Source organism: uncultured Nostoc sp. (genome assembly GCF_964245445.1).
GTDB lineage: Bacteria > Cyanobacteriota > Cyanobacteriia > Cyanobacteriales > Nostocaceae > Nostoc.
Map to the genome: position 1 here is coordinate 1 of NZ_CAXTNE010000189.1, position 16034 is coordinate 16034.

Sequence of the window (16034 nt, forward strand, 5' to 3'; positions counted from 1 at the left end):
GCGACTACTGAGTTGGTTGTACCCAAGTCGATGCCGACTACCTTGCCCATGCGTTACTCTTCTCCTAAAGTGTCTTATATATTTATTATGATTGGGCGGAACTACCTCTAGCTTTATGCTATTGAATGAAAACACCTCAATGGTATAATAGTCATCATTAAGGCAATAAGCTAAGAAGTGCAGCTAGAGCAGATAGTTGCAAGACTAGGATAGCATTGACGATGATTGGTGTGTCCAAGCAACCTCAATTCTTGTTATCCAGCTACTTCTATGTACTGTATCTACAAATTTGTAAATGCACCTTAATAATACTTGCTTTGCTTCTCTGAGTGCCTGAAAAAGAGGCAATGGGGCAGGGAGCAAGGAGCAGGGGGGATAGAACAGAATTAGGATTCGACACTTCGGCAAAGCTCAGTGACCACCCTACCTGTTACGCATAATCCCGTAGGGTACGAGAACCACTTAATAGAAGTGGGGGCTTCAGACCCATGTTCCCCCCTTCATTCCACGACAGCAACAAGGGGTCATTTCCCCCTGCCCCCTGCTCCCTGCCTCTTCGTTGAAAACCTTAATATTGCCACTATTTTAAAAATTTGAATTTAACAGAGCGATTACAAACTTCCCTGGCTGAGATTGCGCGAGAACGCGATCCTTACATGGCAACGGCTGGACATTTTTTTGTCCAAGAATACATCCGCCAGCAATTTTCCCAATGGGGGAGTGTGGAAATCCACACCTTTGAAGTCAGGGGTAAAGCTTGTAATAACTTGATATTAAATTTACCTTCCCAAGGGAGACGACAAAAAAAGGATTTGCCACTGATTTTAATTGGCGCTCATTATGATGGCGTTCCGGGAACAGTAGCGGCTGATGATAATGCCACCGGTGTGGCGGTGTTGCTGGAATTAGCCAAAAAGTTTGCTGCCCAAGCTATAAGATATCCCTTAAGGCTAGTTGCTTTCGATATGGAAGAATACGGCTTACTGGGTAGTGCTAATTATGCAGCGCTGTTGCACGAACAAAAGCAACAGCTACGCTTAATGATCTCCCTAGAAATGCTAGGTTATACAGATTCTACGCCTGGTTCCCAAAGTTACCCCCCTCCTCTGGAACGCTTCTACCCAGACAGAGGCGATTTTATTGCTTTAATTGGCAATTTGCGGACATTGCCTGATTTAATTGGGATGAGCCGTAATATTCGCAAAGCTGGCGTATCTAGTCAATGGCTACCCGTGCCGAATCGAGGTTTAATAGTTCCCCAAACTAGACGTAGCGATCATGCACCTTTTTGGGATTTGGGCTATCCGGCAATGATGGTGACAGATACGGCATTCTTGCGAAATCCCCATTATCACAAACCTAGTGATGCGATCGCTACTTTGGATTTAGATTTTCTTAGCGGTGTATGTGAAGGGTTAGAAATTGCAATTCGGCAGTTGTGAAAATATTAGACATATCCAAAAATTAAATATGCATTATCCAAAACCCTTGTAGAGATGTAGCAGTGCTACGTTTCTACATTCTGTTTAACCAGATGCCCGTTGCCCATTCTCCAATGCCCAATGGTCCAATCCAATTGTTACCAATTACCACTTTATGACTATGAGGATTGTACGAATTGACACGAAATAATCAGGCTGAAGAATGCCAAGATCAAAAAAAGGATGCCCCAAGGATATTAAAAGTACTATGCCAGAATTACACCAATCAATTGCCCAGCATTACCACGAACGGACTAAATACAACCCTGAGACTCTCGCTTCTAAAAGTCAGCAGTTAGACTGGGCTAAACAGCCAGTGCCTTTCAAAGAGTACAAAATTGGCTCTACTTTTGATCTCAAACCCTATATCCAAGAAAAAACAGAGGGATTTGCTAATAACTCAGATGCTCAATGGTGGCAAAGACTTTCACGGTTACTGTTTCGCAGCTATGGATTAACGGCGAGAATGCCCTCTATGGGTAGTGCGGTGTATTTACGTGCTGCTCCCAGTGCCGGCGGATTATACCCGGCTGAAGTGTATGTGGTTTCCCGTGGTACGGCGTTATTGCCACCCGGTCTATATAATTACCAGTGTCGGACTCATTCTCTCATGCATTATTGGGAAAGTGATGTTTGGCAAAATCTCCAAGCAGCTTGTTTCTGGCATCCTTCTCTAGAAAATACCCAATTAGCAATTATTGTGACTGCGGTATTTTATCGTTCTGCGTGGCGGTATGAAGATCGGGCTTATCGGCGGATTTTTTTAGATACGGGACACCTGTTGGGCAATATCGAGTTAGCTGGTGCGATTACTGACTATCGCCCCCACTTAATCGGCGGTTTTGTCGATGAATCGGTAAACGATCTGCTTTATATCGATCCGCAACAAGAAGGTGCGATCGCGGTCTTACCTCTGGCAGATTTGTTAGATGTCAATCAAAATTTACCATTAGGATGTACTGCTTTACCTTCCACCACCGAAACCAGTTATCCCGAAATTCCCGATGGTGAATTGCTGACATATTTCCATCGACACACCCAGATCCCATCAGGTGTCACTGGCAATCTTAATTTACCAACTATCAAACAAGAAAAATCTTTGGAGGATAAATATAACTTTCCTTTCTGTTTGAAAATTCCCACCAACACTGCACCGATAAACTGGGGACAAAACCTATCAGAATTGGAAACCACTATGTATAAGCGACGCTCTACCCGCGCTTATAATGGTGATGATTTAACTTTCGATGAATTGAAGGGTTTACTCGATTTCACTTACCAACCGCAAAATTACATCGACCAAAGTTTAGATATTTCTCCAGATTACTTTGATTTGAATTTAATAGAAACATTTATTGCTGTTTGCGGAGTTAAAGGATTGGAGGCAGGTTGTTATTATTACGCACCCAAAGCCCAAGAATTACGCCAAATTCGCTTTAAAAACTTTCGGCGAGAGTTACATTTTCTCTGTTTGGGGCAAGAATTAGGGCGGGATGCAGCAGCAGTATTGTTTCATACAGCCGATTTGAAAGCTGCGATCGCACAATATGGCGATCGCGTTTACCGTTACTTACATCTGGATGCTGGTCATTTAGGACAACGCTTGAATTTAGCAGCCATACATCTGAATGTAGGCGTTAGTGGTATTGGTGGTTTCTTTGATGACCAAGTAAATGAAGTTTTGGGTATCCCTACTGATGAAGCTGTTCTATATATCACTACTTTGGGACGCCCAAGATAAAAATAATCTGGAGGCGCAAAGAATGCAGAGAGTTTTTTTCTGTGTTCTTTGCGTATATGTACAAGTTATCTTTACTTAGTGTAAACTATCAAACATACTTTACAGTGCCAGATTCGTATGAAGATTGAATCAACATATACTTTTTTAGTAAGTCTCTTTAAGTACAGTTCCTTGTTTTTTATTCCTAAGTATCAAAGAGCGTAGATGTTGCTCTTAAGGTTTTTTATCGAGAAATTATTAGCTGTTTCACATTGAGATTGCAAGCAAATTTAATACATCGCAAAATTCGCATACTTTACAGGAAATTAATTGTATTTTTATATTTTAGCAAATTAAATCTGGTATTACAAAATAGTTTTTTTCATACAACCACTAATGCTATTTCCAGAGAATGAAAGCCAGCGTTTAGAAGTACTTAATCAGTATCAAATTTTAGATACGCCACCAGAAGAAATTTTTGATGAATTAGCTCAACTAGCTGCTAACCTTTGTGAAACACCAATCGCTCTTATTAGCCTAGTTGATGCAGAACGGGAATGGTTCAAGTCAAAAATTGGGGTAACTATATCGGAAGTTCCTCGAAGCATTTCCTTTGGTAATTATACTCTTTTACAAAATCAAATATTAATCATCCCGGATACTTTACAAGATGAACGATTTGCGACAAACCCCCTTGTAACATCAAATCATTATTTCCGCTTTTATGCAGGTGTTCCTCTAATTACCTCCAACGGCTTTGCATTAGGTAGTCTTTGTGTAATTGATTTTGCACCGCGAAATTTGACTGTTAAAGAGCAATTAGCCCTACAACAGTTGGCAGGGCAAGTAATTAGGTATTTAGAGTTACATCGACAAAAAGTTATTGATGATAGCCAAAGGAGTTTTAATCTTCTTTTCTCTAAAAATCCTAACCCAATGTGGGTATATAACCAGAATAATCTGCAATTTTTAGATGTAAATGAAGCTGCTGTTGTCCACTATGGCTACTCACGAGAAGAGTTCTTGCAAATGCGAATAACTGACATTCGCCCTTTTGAAGATGTGCCTATATTTATAGAATATTTAAGAGAAAGGCACTCTAACTTACATTTTTCTGGACAATGGCAACATCGGCGAAAATCTGGAGAGATTATTGATGTTGAAATTATCACACATAAAATAGACTATGCCAGTTATAACGCTCGGTTGGTTAATATACGAGACATAACAGAACATAAACGAATCAAAAGAAAACTTCAAGAAAGTGAAGCGAGATTTAGAGTCATTTTTGAAGCCATTCCAATTCCATTAATTATTTCGGGTGTGTCTGACAATTTGATATTATATGCTAATCCAGAGTTCATTAAAAATTTTCGATTTTCAGGAAAAGATTTCATTAATCGAGAAGTTTTAGATTTATACCATAAATCAGCCGATTTCGAGTTACTGTTAGAAGCCCTGAATCAACATGGCTTTGTTCATAACTATGAACTTAAATTAAAAAGAGCAGACGGAACTTATTTTTGGGCGATCGCTTCACTGCAATATTTAAAATTTAATAATGAAGTAGCAATTTTGACGGTATTTTATGACATTACAAAACGTAAAATTTTAGAAACCAAACTTCAAGAGCAAAATGAGTTTTTGCAGATAGTTTTTGAAAGTATACCGTTGATGATTGCACTTTTTGATACTAATGGGAAACTTCAATGGGTGAACCAAGAATGGGAAAGTGTTTTAGGCTGGAAATTTCAAGACTTCCAAGCTGGTGCTCTCGTCGAAGCGCTATATCCTAACCCTAAATATCGACAAGATGTGATTAATTTTATTCAGTCTGCACAACGCAATTGGAGTGACTTTAAAATTCAGATGCAGAATGGTCATTTACTCGACACATCTTGGACTAATGTTAAACTTTCAAATGGTCAAATTATCGGTATTGGGCAAGACATCACAGAACGTAAGCGAACCGAACTGGCTCTAAAAGCCCAAGCCGAACGGGAGCAATTGATGCGAACCGTTGCTCAACGGATTCGTCAATCTTTAAATCTCCAAGATATTTTGAATGCAACAGTTCAAGAAGTGCGAGATTTACTTGGGGTTGATCGAGTGGTAGTTTATCAGTTTAACCCAGAGATGATCGGCACAATTGTGGCGGAATCGGTGGAACCTGGATGGACTGCTTCTTTGAGCGTCCAGATTCATGATACATGTTTTCAAGCAGGCGCGGGAGTGGAGTATTATCAAAGACATAAAAGAGCGATCACTAATATTTATCAAGCCGGATTAAGTGATTGCCATATTCGCTTGTTAGAACAGTTCAAAGTCAAAGCAAATTTAGTCGTGCCCATTTTACTAGAAGTAAGCTCTCAAAACCCAGGCTCTCACCTTTGGGGTTTACTGATTGCTCACCAATGCTCTGGTTACCGCGAGTGGGAAGAAAATCAATTAGATTTGCTCGATCAACTGACAGTCCAATTAGCGATCGCCATTCAACAATCCAGCATCCTTGAGCAAGCTCAAACTGAACTTGTTCAAAGACAAAAAGCTCAAGTAAAGTTAAAAAATGCCTTGGCTGAAAAAGAAGTTCTATTAAAAGAAGTTCATCATCGAGTTAAAAATAATTTGCAAATTGTCTCCAGTTTATTACAACTCCAGTCTCAAACACTTAAAGATCCAGAAGCCATCAAAGCTCTTCGAGAAAGTCAGAACCGGATTGAGTCAATATCTCTAATTCATAAAAATTTATATACTTCCGCTAACATTGGACAAATTGATGTTGGTGACTATATAGATAATTTGGCAGCAAGCTTGCTAATTTCTTACCAAATATGGCCTGGGAAAATTGGTCTAGAAACTGATATAGATTCAGTGAGTTTGAATGTTGACCAAGCTATTGCTTGTGGATTAGTTATTAATGAATTAATTTCCAATGCCCTCAAGCACGCTTTTCCTAACCAACAAGCAGGCACAATTAGTATTACTTTACGTAATGTTGGTAATAGTATCGAGATGACTATCCGAGATAATGGGATTGGTTTACCAGATAATTTAGATTGGACAACTACTGATTCTTTGGGACTGTCGTTAGTATATGACTTGGTTACAGAACAACTTGAAGGTCAGATTACTATAGAACGCAATCATGGAACAGTATTCAAAATTAAATTCACGCAGTTAACTTTGCATTAGTAAATATCAAATGGGCCAAGCTAGGATTTTAGTCGTAGAAGATGAAGTGATTGTGGCTAGAACTATTGCTAGCCAACTCAGACAACTAGGATACATTGTTACGGGTACAGCTTCATCTGGAAAAGTTGCCATTGCCAAGGCATGGGAAACTCAACCAGAACTAGTATTAATGGATATTATTCTTAAAGGTGAGATGGACGGTATTACTACTGCCAGTCTTATTCGTGAGCAATTAGACGTTCCTGTAATTTTTTTAACCGCTTATGGTGACGATCATACTTTAGAAAGAGCCAAAATTACCCAACCTTTCGGATATATCGTTAAACCCTTTACTATAAAAGATTTAAAAATAGCGATCGAAATCGGTCTTCTAAAACACCAATTAGAGCGTGAACTGCGAGGGAATCGAGATCAGTTAGCAACCTTTTTAAACTCAATGAGTGATGCTGTAATCGCTACAGATGAGCAGGGAATAATGATATTTATGAATCCCGCAGCTGAGGCATTGACTGGCTGGCAGCAAAAAGATGCTTTAGGATACGAAGCTGCGAATATTTTTCATATTGTTGATGAAGTTACAGGGATTACATTAGAAAACCCAGTAACAAAAGTGCTGCGGGATCAGCAGGTTGTTTATTTAGGGGAATTCACATCTTTGATTACAAGAGACGGAAAAAGAGTTCCAATTGGCGATAGTGCTTCGCCACTAAAGCGACGACTTGACCAGATAAATGGTGTAGTAATTGTTTTCTGGGATCTTAGCGAACGACGTCAAACAAAATTTCTAGAGCAAGCCTTACAGAAAGAGCAAGAACTTAATCGTCTCAAGTCCTTATTTATCTCGACCGTATCTCATGAGTTCCGTAATCCTTTGACTGTTATTCAAACAGCAGTAGAACTCATAGAAATGCAAGGAGCAAATTTGACAGATGCGAAAAGAGGCATTTATTTAAAGCGAATTCAAGGTGCTGTGCAATCTTTAGAAAAACTCATGGAAGAAGTGTTGTTTATGGGTCGAGCAGAAGCAGAAAAACTCGTATACAACCCTGCTCCACTTAACTTAGAACAATTTTGTCGAGAGTTAATCGAAGATTTTTCTATTGTTGAAAGTAGCCTGTATGAAATTGTTTTTACTTGTCATAGCGATCGCACCGATGCCGTAATGGATGAAGGACTCTTACATTACCTGTTTGAAAATCTCCTCTCAAACGCGGTTAAATATTCTCCAACAGGCGGCAATATTCAGTTTGATTTAATCTGCGACCCGATTAATAAAGTAGCAACTTTTTATATTCAAGATCAAGGTATAGGCATTCCCGAACCAGACCAAGCGCGACTTTTTGAGTCATTTTACCGAGCTTCAAATGTCCAATCAATTCAGGGTACTGGATTAGGGTTAGTAATCGTTAAAAGGTGCGTTGATGCTCACAGAGGTCAAATCAGCGTCACAAGTCAAGTTGGAGTCGGTACTACATTTACAGTAATTTTGCCCTTAAATTCCGAATTATCCTTAGCTGAAGCTTCTGAATTCTGAATTCTGGATTCTGAATTCTTCTTTAACTTACATCCTGATTTTTGGAATTAAGAACTTGGGTTTGGTAGTGCCGCCATTTTTCCTGCTGACGCGCTCTTTTATCCTCGGTGAGGTTATCAAAACAATAGGGACAGGAGATACCTTGTTCATACTTTGGAGACACTTTATCTGACTCAGAAATTGGATATCCACAACAGAAACACAACTCATAACTTCCTTCTTCCAACCCATGACTAACAGCTACGCGCTCGTCAAACACAAAACATTCCCCTTCCCATAAACTTTCCTGTGCTGGAATTTCCTCTAAATACTTGAGAATGCCGCCCTTGAGATGATAGACTTCTGCAAAGCCTTGGGCAAGCATGAAGGATGAGGCTTTTTCACAGCGAATGCCGCCTGTACAAAACAGAGCAATCTTTTTGTGTTTAGTTGGGTCGAGATGGCGTAGCACATAATCGGGGAATTCCCGGAATGAGCCAGTTTGAGGATTTTCTGCTCTTTGGAAAGTACCGATATTCACCTCATAATCATTGCGGGTGTCAATTACAGTTACTTCTGGATCGCAAATCAAATCATTCCATTCTTGGGGACTAACATAAGTGCCAACTTGTTCATTTGGGTCAATTTCAGGCAATCCCAAAGTAACAATTTCAGGCTTCAACCGCACTTTCATCCGCTCAAAAAGCGGGGTTTCGGTATAGGACTCTTTGTATTCTAGTTCTGTTAGACGAGGGTCAGTACGCAAAAAGCAGAGAACAGAATCAATCGCCTGACGCGAACCGGCAATTGTACCGTTAATGCCTTCTTGTGCCAGCAAAATTGTCCCCTTCACACCTTGCGTTTGGCAGTAAGACAGCAGAGGCTCTCGTTTCTCGACAAAATCTGGGAGCTTAACAAATTTATACAGTGCTGCAACAACTTGGATATTTTCTGGCTTCATCCCTTTGGTAATGGAACAATATAAGTTACAATAACGACGACAATCAAATTTACCTACTATTTTAGCTTTATGGGGGTTTAGCTCAGTTGGTAGAGCGCCTGCTTTGCAAGCAGGATGTCAGCGGTTCGAGTCCGCTAACCTCCATTGGATATAATTTATCTTAATTTGCGATCGCTGCGGTTTTTGCTAGCCTACGCACATACAAGTCAATCAAAAGCCCATTCCTTGATACGGAATGGGCTTTTATTTCCTTGCTAGGCAAAGAGTTATACCATTTCACTTTCATAATGATACAAATAATAATTTTTATTGATGATTTTGATAAATAATTATATTGGCTATTATCAATAGTTTTTTTTAAAGTAAAATTAGCAATTTTAAATACGTGTAAAAGATATTACTTATGGAAAAGATTAATGCCATACCAGAAATGCTGGGTGAAACAACTGATGTAGAAACTTGGCTAATTCGAGCGGGGCTAAGATTTTCAGACTTAGGTAACGATGCTGCAAGTATTGCAATCCGTAAGCAATGGCGAGAGTACCAAGCCGCAGTGCAAAGATGCTGTGCAACCCTACACCAACCACCATCACGTATTCAACTAAGCGGCGACTATGCCAAGCTGAGAATACCTGGTGTGGCATCAACCAATTGTGCAATAAGCTGTCGAGTCGTGCCAAATCCTTAGACTGGGCAAAAGATAGAAAATCTTCAAGAATCAAGTGTCAAGTAGGGCGACTGCTAACTATTTGACTAATAATCCTGTTGCACGCCGCCTACCACTGGTTTAACTTCAGAAAATGGATCAGTGCCGCCACCCCAGTTAAAATCACTAATTCGGATGCTGATACCGCCTAACTCCAACACCGGATTGTAACGCAAGGTGATGCCATAGGTGCGACGGCTATATTCCACAATATAGTCGGTGCTGGTTTCTTTACCAGTATCCAAGTTAACAGATGTTTGAAAGCCTAAGCGAAAAGGGCCGTAAATTTGCTGTGATATCCCAGCGCTCAACACTTGGTTATCAACGGAGCGATCAAACAAAAAGGGTGATAATCCGTTGTTTAAGCCTTGAGAATAAGTAATATTAAAGGCTGTGTAGTCTAAAAAAGGTCGAGAAAAATGACCAATTTGACCTTGTAAGCCAATTGTACCAGTTAGGGTGCTTTGGTTATCCCCATTGGTGTAATAACTGCTAGTGCCTGTAAGTCCAGCGATCGCTCGCAAGTAAGGAACTACAGGGTTAGCCGTATATCGTAATCCCCCAGTGGCAGTGGGTGGTAATGGTTTTCCCTGCCACAGCAACAGCCCAGTACTGAGGGAAGCGCTGGCTTGTAAACGACCTAGTGAGATGCGATCGTTTTCCCGCACTGGTTCTAGTAAGTCTTGGCGATCGGTGTTGGCATTGATATATCGAGCGCTTCCCTGATAGGTGAGGTTGATGCCACTTTTGCCTAAAGGAATCACAGGAGAGAGAATAATACCACCAAGACTACTCTGGACGGTTTGAAAGCCGAGGGTACCGTTGTAAAAGCGATCGCGGTAGCTATACTCCAGATTCAAAAGATGGGGAAGGGAAGTCCCTAATGTCTGGCGCAATCCTAACCTCGCCCGCAAATTATCTTCTAGCTTGTTCAAGTCAAAACTAGTTAATTCCCCAGTCCCGTCAATGACTGCTCGTGGACTCAAAACAGAATTTATCTTTGTCTTCACAGCAAACAGTGCGCCTAAATCACCCGTGCCTTCTTGCACAGCTCTCTGTATTAACAACTGGGGTGTGATCGTCCAGCGTGTCTTCTCTGTATCGATCACTGGAAAGCCACGCTCAATATACAAGCCACCCCGATCTTCTCCATCATAACCAGGGGAAACTATTGCAGGTGTAACGTCGCGCTCCCGGCGATCAATAGTCCGCTCATTCACCGGAATTGGTAAGGAGACGCCTTGATCAAATACCAAACGCTGATTCTGTGTCCTGATGCGGTCTACCAAGGGTGATTCTCGCGTCAGAGTTACTGTATTTGCCCGCAACTCTAGTTCTGGGGGCGAAAAAGGATCATTGGTGAGGCGGACATCCCTTGCTTGCCAGCCTTGCGGATAAAAGTCAATGTGTTCAGCTTCAAACCTGAGCCGATTCACTACACCCCCTGCTTTCGATGGCGGGATGTTGCTAGCATCTGCTTGACCACCAAATACCACATCAATTCCTCCAGGGCTGCTCACACCTGAAATGGGCTGATTGGCTCTAATGCGATCGCTCGGCGGACGTTTTGGAACTCCACCAGCAGTTACACCCGTGCCTGAAAAAGCAAAATCTGTTTGTGCTGAGGGTACATAAATTTCTCCGCTACCATTTAGCAGTTCCCCACTATCTTGAACAAAGTTATAAGTAAAGCGTTGTCCACGCAGTACCTGATCGCCCCGTGTTAAAGTTACGTTGCCGAACCCCGCAGCAATCAAGTTGTCTAAATTGACTTGCAGGCGATCGGCATCCACTACAGCCCCATCAAATCGTACAAGTACATTACCAACAGCTGTAATAATTCGCCGTTGCTCGTCATACTCTTGCCGATCTGAAGTGACTTCTACAATTCTTGGTTTGGCTGGCGGCGTGCTAGTTGGCGCAGTTGTACCAGATGGTTGACTTTGTAGCTGATTAATCGTATTGCCATCTGGTGTAGGCGTTGGTACTTGAGCTTGTTGTTGGACTTGGGACTTGAATCCTACAGTGATGGGCTTTGAGAGTTGATGTGTCGGGTTACGAGACGTGAATTTTATAAAATTTTGCACTGATTGAGAACTCGGTGCAAGATCAGCAGCAGATTCAGAGATTTTGTCTCTTCCTGAAGACTGTGGTGCAGTAATATCACTTTGCTGTTTTTGCTGGGTTAACTTCTGTGCTAAAATTCCCGTCTTGGATTCGACTAACTTGTTGCTGTTTGTAGCACTGGGGACAGTTTGAAGAGGACGCAAAGACTGGACAAGTTGGGGATTTGGGGAAACTCTATAGCTAAAGCTACCATCCAAAAAGGTTTGCTTTTCTCTACTAGAGTTGAGAGTTGGCACAGACGCAAAGCGGTGAGGGGGTCGCAGTCTTCTCCCAAGGGGAGACGCTAAGAGCGATGGCGGTTCCCGTCGATTGCGATAGCGTAGCGTTAGCGAGTCTTCGAGCGTCACCCCCGAACCCGTTGGCGCAGCCTCTCGTAGAGAAGGGCTTGTCGTCAGACATCGCTCACTGAGTTTTTGAGAAGGTTCACCTTTTACGTTTATAGAGGAAGTTTCCGCTCCAACTTTTCTTGGCAACGTAGTGGCAACTCTATGCGTCTCCTGCTTGCGTAACGCCGCTCTTAGCAGAAGTTCCGAGCGCCGAACGCCGACATTCGGACTTGTTTTTGTGTCTTCTTTATCTTGGTAATTAGAGGTTTTAACCTCCTGCGTGGGATAACCACCGATCAGCGATCGCCCCAAAAGTGCAGCAGTTCCAGAACTGTTGATGGGCGAAATTTCTAGTGGGAAGGTTTCTGGTGAATGGGTTACAGAGGGAGTTTCGGCAACTACCAAGCCATCCTGAGTTGAGTTGATCACAGTTGGCAATGGCGGATCACTCTTGGTTTTACCCGTAATTGCCAACTGGGCCAAATCTTTGGGCTGCTTGGATTTGTTTGTCTTTTCGTGTATTCCAGTATCTACACCTGAAAGAAAATTTGTATGACTAGCAGATGAGGCGGGATTTACAGCTTGTAAAGATTCGAGGATAAAAGGCGGATCAGGCGGCAGAACTGGATGAAGCATATTTGAGCATAATCGGGCTAACAAACAGCCAAATGACGGACGGAAGGATTAAATATACATTTTGCCTTCCGACTGTCGCCTTCTGCTACCGGTAGCAAGCCACTTTGAGGAGGAAACTTACTAGGCGAAAGTTTAGTAAGTTTCCGTGGGGTTTAGTATCTTTCGCCTTTTAAAGTCGCGGATGATTTATCGCCCTTTTACTCTAAGTCCCGACGGCCGGGGTTACGAGCTGGATCGTTTGACAAAAATCCGAAGACGAAGATAGTTACGAAGAAGGCAACAACAATATAAACAGCGATTTTTAAAGTCAGCATAGAAATATCTCCAAGGGGTAAGACAAAGAAAGCTTTTCTTTCAGGATCTGCCATGCAGAAAAGATAGCTACTTTATATTACCCAAATCTCGTCCCTTTTGAGAGGACTCTGGGGACTTGGGACTGGCGACTTGGAGATTAGGGACTAGCAGTGCCTACCCTAAGTTTATTGAGAATGGTGCAAGATGTCAGTTGTCTGACTTTTTGATGCCCTTAAGAAATAGCTCAGAGACTGATTACTCTTGTGACGTTAACTGACGGCAAAAGTTTCTTCAAATAACAGTTATTTTTTCAAAAAGCGCTGACGTAGACGAGATATAAAACTATTCACCTCTGGTATTTTCATTGATGAAGCGATCGCAGCAAACACTGCAATCCCCACGAAGCCTGATATACACAATTGCAACACCAGAATCAGTAAACCCGTTTTACCTAAGAATTGTTGAGAAGCAACCAATGTCCCATAGCTTGCTACCCCAGCTACCAAGCTACCCGCAGTCAAACCCAAAATCGGCAAACTCCATTCACGCCAAGGTAAACCATTGAGCTTGCGATCAAGCAACCATAACAGCATCAACATTGAACTGCAATTTACACCCACTGTTGCTAACACCAAACCGGGAGCGCCAAAAGGTTTAACGAAAAACCAATCTAATATGATGTTGAGCAAAATGTTAAAAATACTGATGCGAAAAGGTGTCTGTCCATCGCCTAAAGCGTAGAATACCCGTACCAAAACATCACGTCCCAAATAGACAAACATCCCAATTCCGTAAGCGACTAGCAAAGATGAAACTAGCTGTGTGGCTTCTGGCTTGAAAGCACCGCGCTCATATACCACCTGCACAATAGGCACAGATAGCGCCACCATCAACGCCCCTAGCGGTAGCATAGTGAAAGCAGTAAGTAACAGTCCTTGGCGAATGCGTAATTTTAAATCTGGCCAATTTTCGGGGCCAGCAAGTTTGGCAAATATCGGTAACAGGGGCAGTAAAATGATATTAGAAATAATCCCTAACGGAGTTTGTACTAATAGATTCGCATAGTTAAATCCTGCCGCCGCACCAGGGATAGGACTGGCAAAATAAAGGTCAGTGGCAACATTAATTGGCATCATTCCAGAGGAAACTGTTGCCGGAGTCATAATTTTAATGACCTCTTGAACGCCTGGGGATTTAAAATCAAACCGCAGGCGTAATGTGCCTAGTCCTAACCGCCACTGCACAATTAGCTGCACTAACCACTGGAGAATGGCTCCTGCCAAGGTTCCCCAAGCTAACACCATTCCACCGATTAAAGCGTACTCCGGCTTAATAATGTCTTTGCCCAGTTGCATAGCCAAGATACCAAGACCGGCAACAACGGTAATACTGGATAATAAAGGACTAATGGAGAGTAACCAATATTGATGGGCTGTATTGAGAGTACCAAAGCCAATGCCAATTAATCCGGCAAATAAAGCCATTGGTGCCATAATGCGAAGTTGTTGAATTGCGATCGCTCTGGTTGTCGCTTCCAAACCATGACCGACTAAATCCACGATCGCATCCGCAAATAAAACTTGAGCAACTGTCACCACCAACAGCGATCCAGCTACCAGCGTTGTCACCGTTTCCACTAGGGGAGCCGCTTCTTCTCGGCGACGCTTGGCTAAAACGCTGACGAGCGCACTGTGTAATGGCCCATTTACGCCACCAAGTAAGATCAATAGAAAGCCAGGGATAATATAGGCATAACTATAGGCGGTGGCAGCAGCACCAACACCAAATGCGGCAGCGATCGCTTGCTGCCGCACTAAACCGAAGACTTTACTAATTAATGTGGCTGCGGCAACAATGCCAGCAATTCCAGCGAAAGAACGAGAGGGTTTTTGGTCTTGTTGTGTCACGAATATTACCCGACAACTCTTGCAGAGTGCATACTTTAAAACATTTAACCTGAAATTCCGTAGTCTGTCAGGTAAATTTTGACAAATTACTTATTTTACATGCTTTCGCCCTACAGCTTTTTTGGCATCCTACGGTGGCTATTGGCATGATCCCTTAAGGGACTTCCAAATAAAATCACAGGGGGAGCAGATCGCTTTTCTGATTTGTCCTGGCAACATTAACTTAGCCATGTCCTCTGTTGTGTACAAGCCAAAATTATTTTTTAACCCATTACGAGGATAGATCAAGAAAGGGGAACTATAAGAATAACCATCTTTAAAACAACAACTCAAGAAATACGCCAACTGCTGCAAGCTGACCGAGTTGCAATTTTTAGCTTCAATGACGATTGGAGTGGTAACTTCGTCGCTGAATCATTTGCGAAAGGCTGGACTCCTTTAGTTGGCGTTGAGCCTGCGATCGCTGATACTTATTTACAACAGACGCAAGGCGGACGTTACCTTAACAACCAGACATTTACAGCCAATGACATTTACCAAGCCGGATTAACAAACTGTCATATAACCTTGTTGGAGCAATTTCAGGCAAAAGCCTTTGCAACTGCTCCCACAGGAGAAGGAACAGAGTTTTTAATTGAAATTCCCAGTGGTAATTAGAGGCTACTGATTTTTGACAATAATAATACTATTTCAGGAAATACCTGCTACAGATACACGAGTAGGGACGTACAGATGTACGCCCTTACTAACCATTGCAGATGTAATCCTGTAGTTCTGGGATAAACAGTTGTTAATTTGAAGCGAGAAAACTTTTGATCATATTAACTATTTGTTGTTTCTCTTGAAACCCAGAACTATAGCACCCACTTAAAGGTACGGTTTCACCAGATATTAACATTAAACTAACTCGATGAACCATGCCACATTCGCTAGAATCAGAACTTTCAACTTTAATATCAACAATTTCATTCAACGAGTACAAAAAAACCGCTTTTCCCAATTTGCCAAACCATCGATAGCGGCTGAGAGCTAAACTATTTGATTCTTTATCAAAATGACAGTTGATAAATGAGCCTGTCGCTATTATGAGTAAACCTACTAAAAACAAAAATAGGGTTGGGAGCATCCCAGTTTTTATTTAGCGAGCAAATATTAATCCATTAAGATAGGC

General features: G+C 41.9%; 11 protein-coding genes and 1 tRNA gene. 7 read left to right on the forward strand and 5 right to left on the reverse strand.

The window, feature by feature from the left end; translation table 11 throughout:
- Positions 1-593: 593 nt before the first annotated feature.
- The 4 genes from ACFE90_RS25735 (at position 594) to ACFE90_RS25750 (ending at position 7927) form a co-directional block, all read left to right on the forward strand.
- Complete coding sequence (locus ACFE90_RS25735; RefSeq protein WP_375505277.1) at positions 594-1442, forward strand: M28 family peptidase; 849 nt, start codon at positions 594-596, stop codon at positions 1440-1442.
- 247 nt (positions 1443-1689) lie between these two features.
- On the forward strand, positions 1690-3222 hold the full coding sequence (locus ACFE90_RS25740; RefSeq protein WP_375505285.1) for a SagB/ThcOx family dehydrogenase: 1533 nt from the start codon (positions 1690-1692) through the stop codon (positions 3220-3222).
- A 375-nt stretch (positions 3223-3597) separates the two neighbouring features.
- The gene (locus tag ACFE90_RS25745) at positions 3598-6393 is read left to right on the forward strand and encodes a PAS domain S-box protein (RefSeq protein WP_375505278.1); all 2796 of its coding nucleotides are present in this window, start codon (positions 3598-3600) and stop codon (positions 6391-6393) included.
- Between the two features lie 10 nt (positions 6394-6403).
- Positions 6404-7927, forward strand: coding sequence for an ATP-binding protein (locus ACFE90_RS25750; protein WP_375505279.1), 1524 nt, complete (start codon positions 6404-6406; stop codon positions 7925-7927).
- A gap of 22 nt (positions 7928-7949) precedes the next feature.
- Here the strand turns inward: ACFE90_RS25750 and ACFE90_RS25755 are convergent, their stop codons facing one another.
- Positions 7950-8867: a rhodanese-related sulfurtransferase gene (locus tag ACFE90_RS25755; RefSeq protein ID WP_375505280.1), complete on the reverse strand. Its 918-nt coding sequence runs from the start codon at positions 8865-8867 to the stop codon at positions 7950-7952.
- A 71-nt stretch (positions 8868-8938) separates the two neighbouring features.
- Here ACFE90_RS25755 and ACFE90_RS25760 point away from each other — a divergent pair.
- Both ACFE90_RS25760 and ACFE90_RS25765 read left to right on the forward strand, forming a co-directional pair.
- Positions 8939-9011 (forward strand) — tRNA-Ala (locus ACFE90_RS25760).
- A gap of 259 nt (positions 9012-9270) precedes the next feature.
- Positions 9271-9555 (forward strand): hypothetical protein, encoded by a 285-nt coding sequence (locus ACFE90_RS25765; protein WP_375505281.1) that lies wholly within the window; start codon positions 9271-9273, stop codon positions 9553-9555.
- A 65-nt stretch (positions 9556-9620) separates the two neighbouring features.
- On the opposite strand, the gene ACFE90_RS25770 is transcribed toward ACFE90_RS25765, so the two are convergent.
- The 3 genes from ACFE90_RS25770 to murJ all read right to left on the reverse strand — a co-directional run bounded on the left by ACFE90_RS25770 (position 9621) and on the right by murJ (position 14863).
- Positions 9621-12662 carry a DUF3769 domain-containing protein gene (locus ACFE90_RS25770; RefSeq protein ID WP_375505282.1) on the reverse strand — a complete coding sequence of 1014 codons (3042 nt, stop codon included), beginning with the start codon at positions 12660-12662 and terminating at the stop codon, positions 9621-9623.
- A 197-nt stretch (positions 12663-12859) separates the two neighbouring features.
- Entirely contained in the window at positions 12860-12976 is a 117-nt protein-coding gene (locus ACFE90_RS25775) for a photosystem II reaction center protein I (RefSeq protein WP_015114068.1), read from the reverse strand.
- Positions 12977-13258: 282 nt separating this feature from the next.
- Positions 13259-14863 carry a murein biosynthesis integral membrane protein MurJ gene (murJ, locus tag ACFE90_RS25780; protein ID WP_375505283.1) on the reverse strand — a complete coding sequence of 535 codons (1605 nt, stop codon included), beginning with the start codon at positions 14861-14863 and terminating at the stop codon, positions 13259-13261.
- 312 nt (positions 14864-15175) lie between these two features.
- On the opposite strand from murJ, the gene ACFE90_RS25785 reads away from it, so the two are divergent.
- A complete protein-coding gene (locus ACFE90_RS25785; protein WP_375505286.1) occupies positions 15176-15520 on the forward strand; it encodes a GAF domain-containing protein in 345 nt (114 codons plus the stop codon).
- A gap of 133 nt (positions 15521-15653) precedes the next feature.
- Here the strand turns inward: ACFE90_RS25785 and ACFE90_RS25790 are convergent, their stop codons facing one another.
- The gene (locus ACFE90_RS25790; RefSeq protein ID WP_375505284.1) at positions 15654-15989 is read right to left on the reverse strand and encodes a hypothetical protein; all 336 of its coding nucleotides are present in this window, start codon (positions 15987-15989) and stop codon (positions 15654-15656) included.
- Between the last annotated feature and the right edge of the window lie 45 nt (positions 15990-16034).

What these genes read in the sequence shown, in the direction of transcription:
- ACFE90_RS25740 (WP_375505285.1), top strand. Translation starts at nt 1,690, where the DNA reads ATGCCAGAATTACACCAATCAATTGCCCAGCATTACCACGAACGGACT.
- ACFE90_RS25745 (WP_375505278.1), top strand. Translation starts at nt 3,598, where the DNA reads ATGCTATTTCCAGAGAATGAAAGCCAGCGTTTAGAAGTACTTAATCAG.
- ACFE90_RS25750 (WP_375505279.1), top strand. Translation starts at nt 6,404, where the DNA reads ATGGGCCAAGCTAGGATTTTAGTCGTAGAAGATGAAGTGATTGTGGCT.
- ACFE90_RS25755 (WP_375505280.1), bottom strand. Translation starts at nt 8,867, where the DNA reads ATGAAGCCAGAAAATATCCAAGTTGTTGCAGCACTGTATAAATTTGTT.
- ACFE90_RS25765 (WP_375505281.1), top strand. Translation starts at nt 9,271, where the DNA reads ATGGAAAAGATTAATGCCATACCAGAAATGCTGGGTGAAACAACTGAT.
- ACFE90_RS25770 (WP_375505282.1), bottom strand. Translation starts at nt 12,662, where the DNA reads ATGCTTCATCCAGTTCTGCCGCCTGATCCGCCTTTTATCCTCGAATCT.
- ACFE90_RS25775 (WP_015114068.1), bottom strand. Translation starts at nt 12,976, where the DNA reads ATGCTGACTTTAAAAATCGCTGTTTATATTGTTGTTGCCTTCTTCGTA.
- ACFE90_RS25790 (WP_375505284.1), bottom strand. Translation starts at nt 15,989, where the DNA reads ATGCTCCCAACCCTATTTTTGTTTTTAGTAGGTTTACTCATAATAGCG.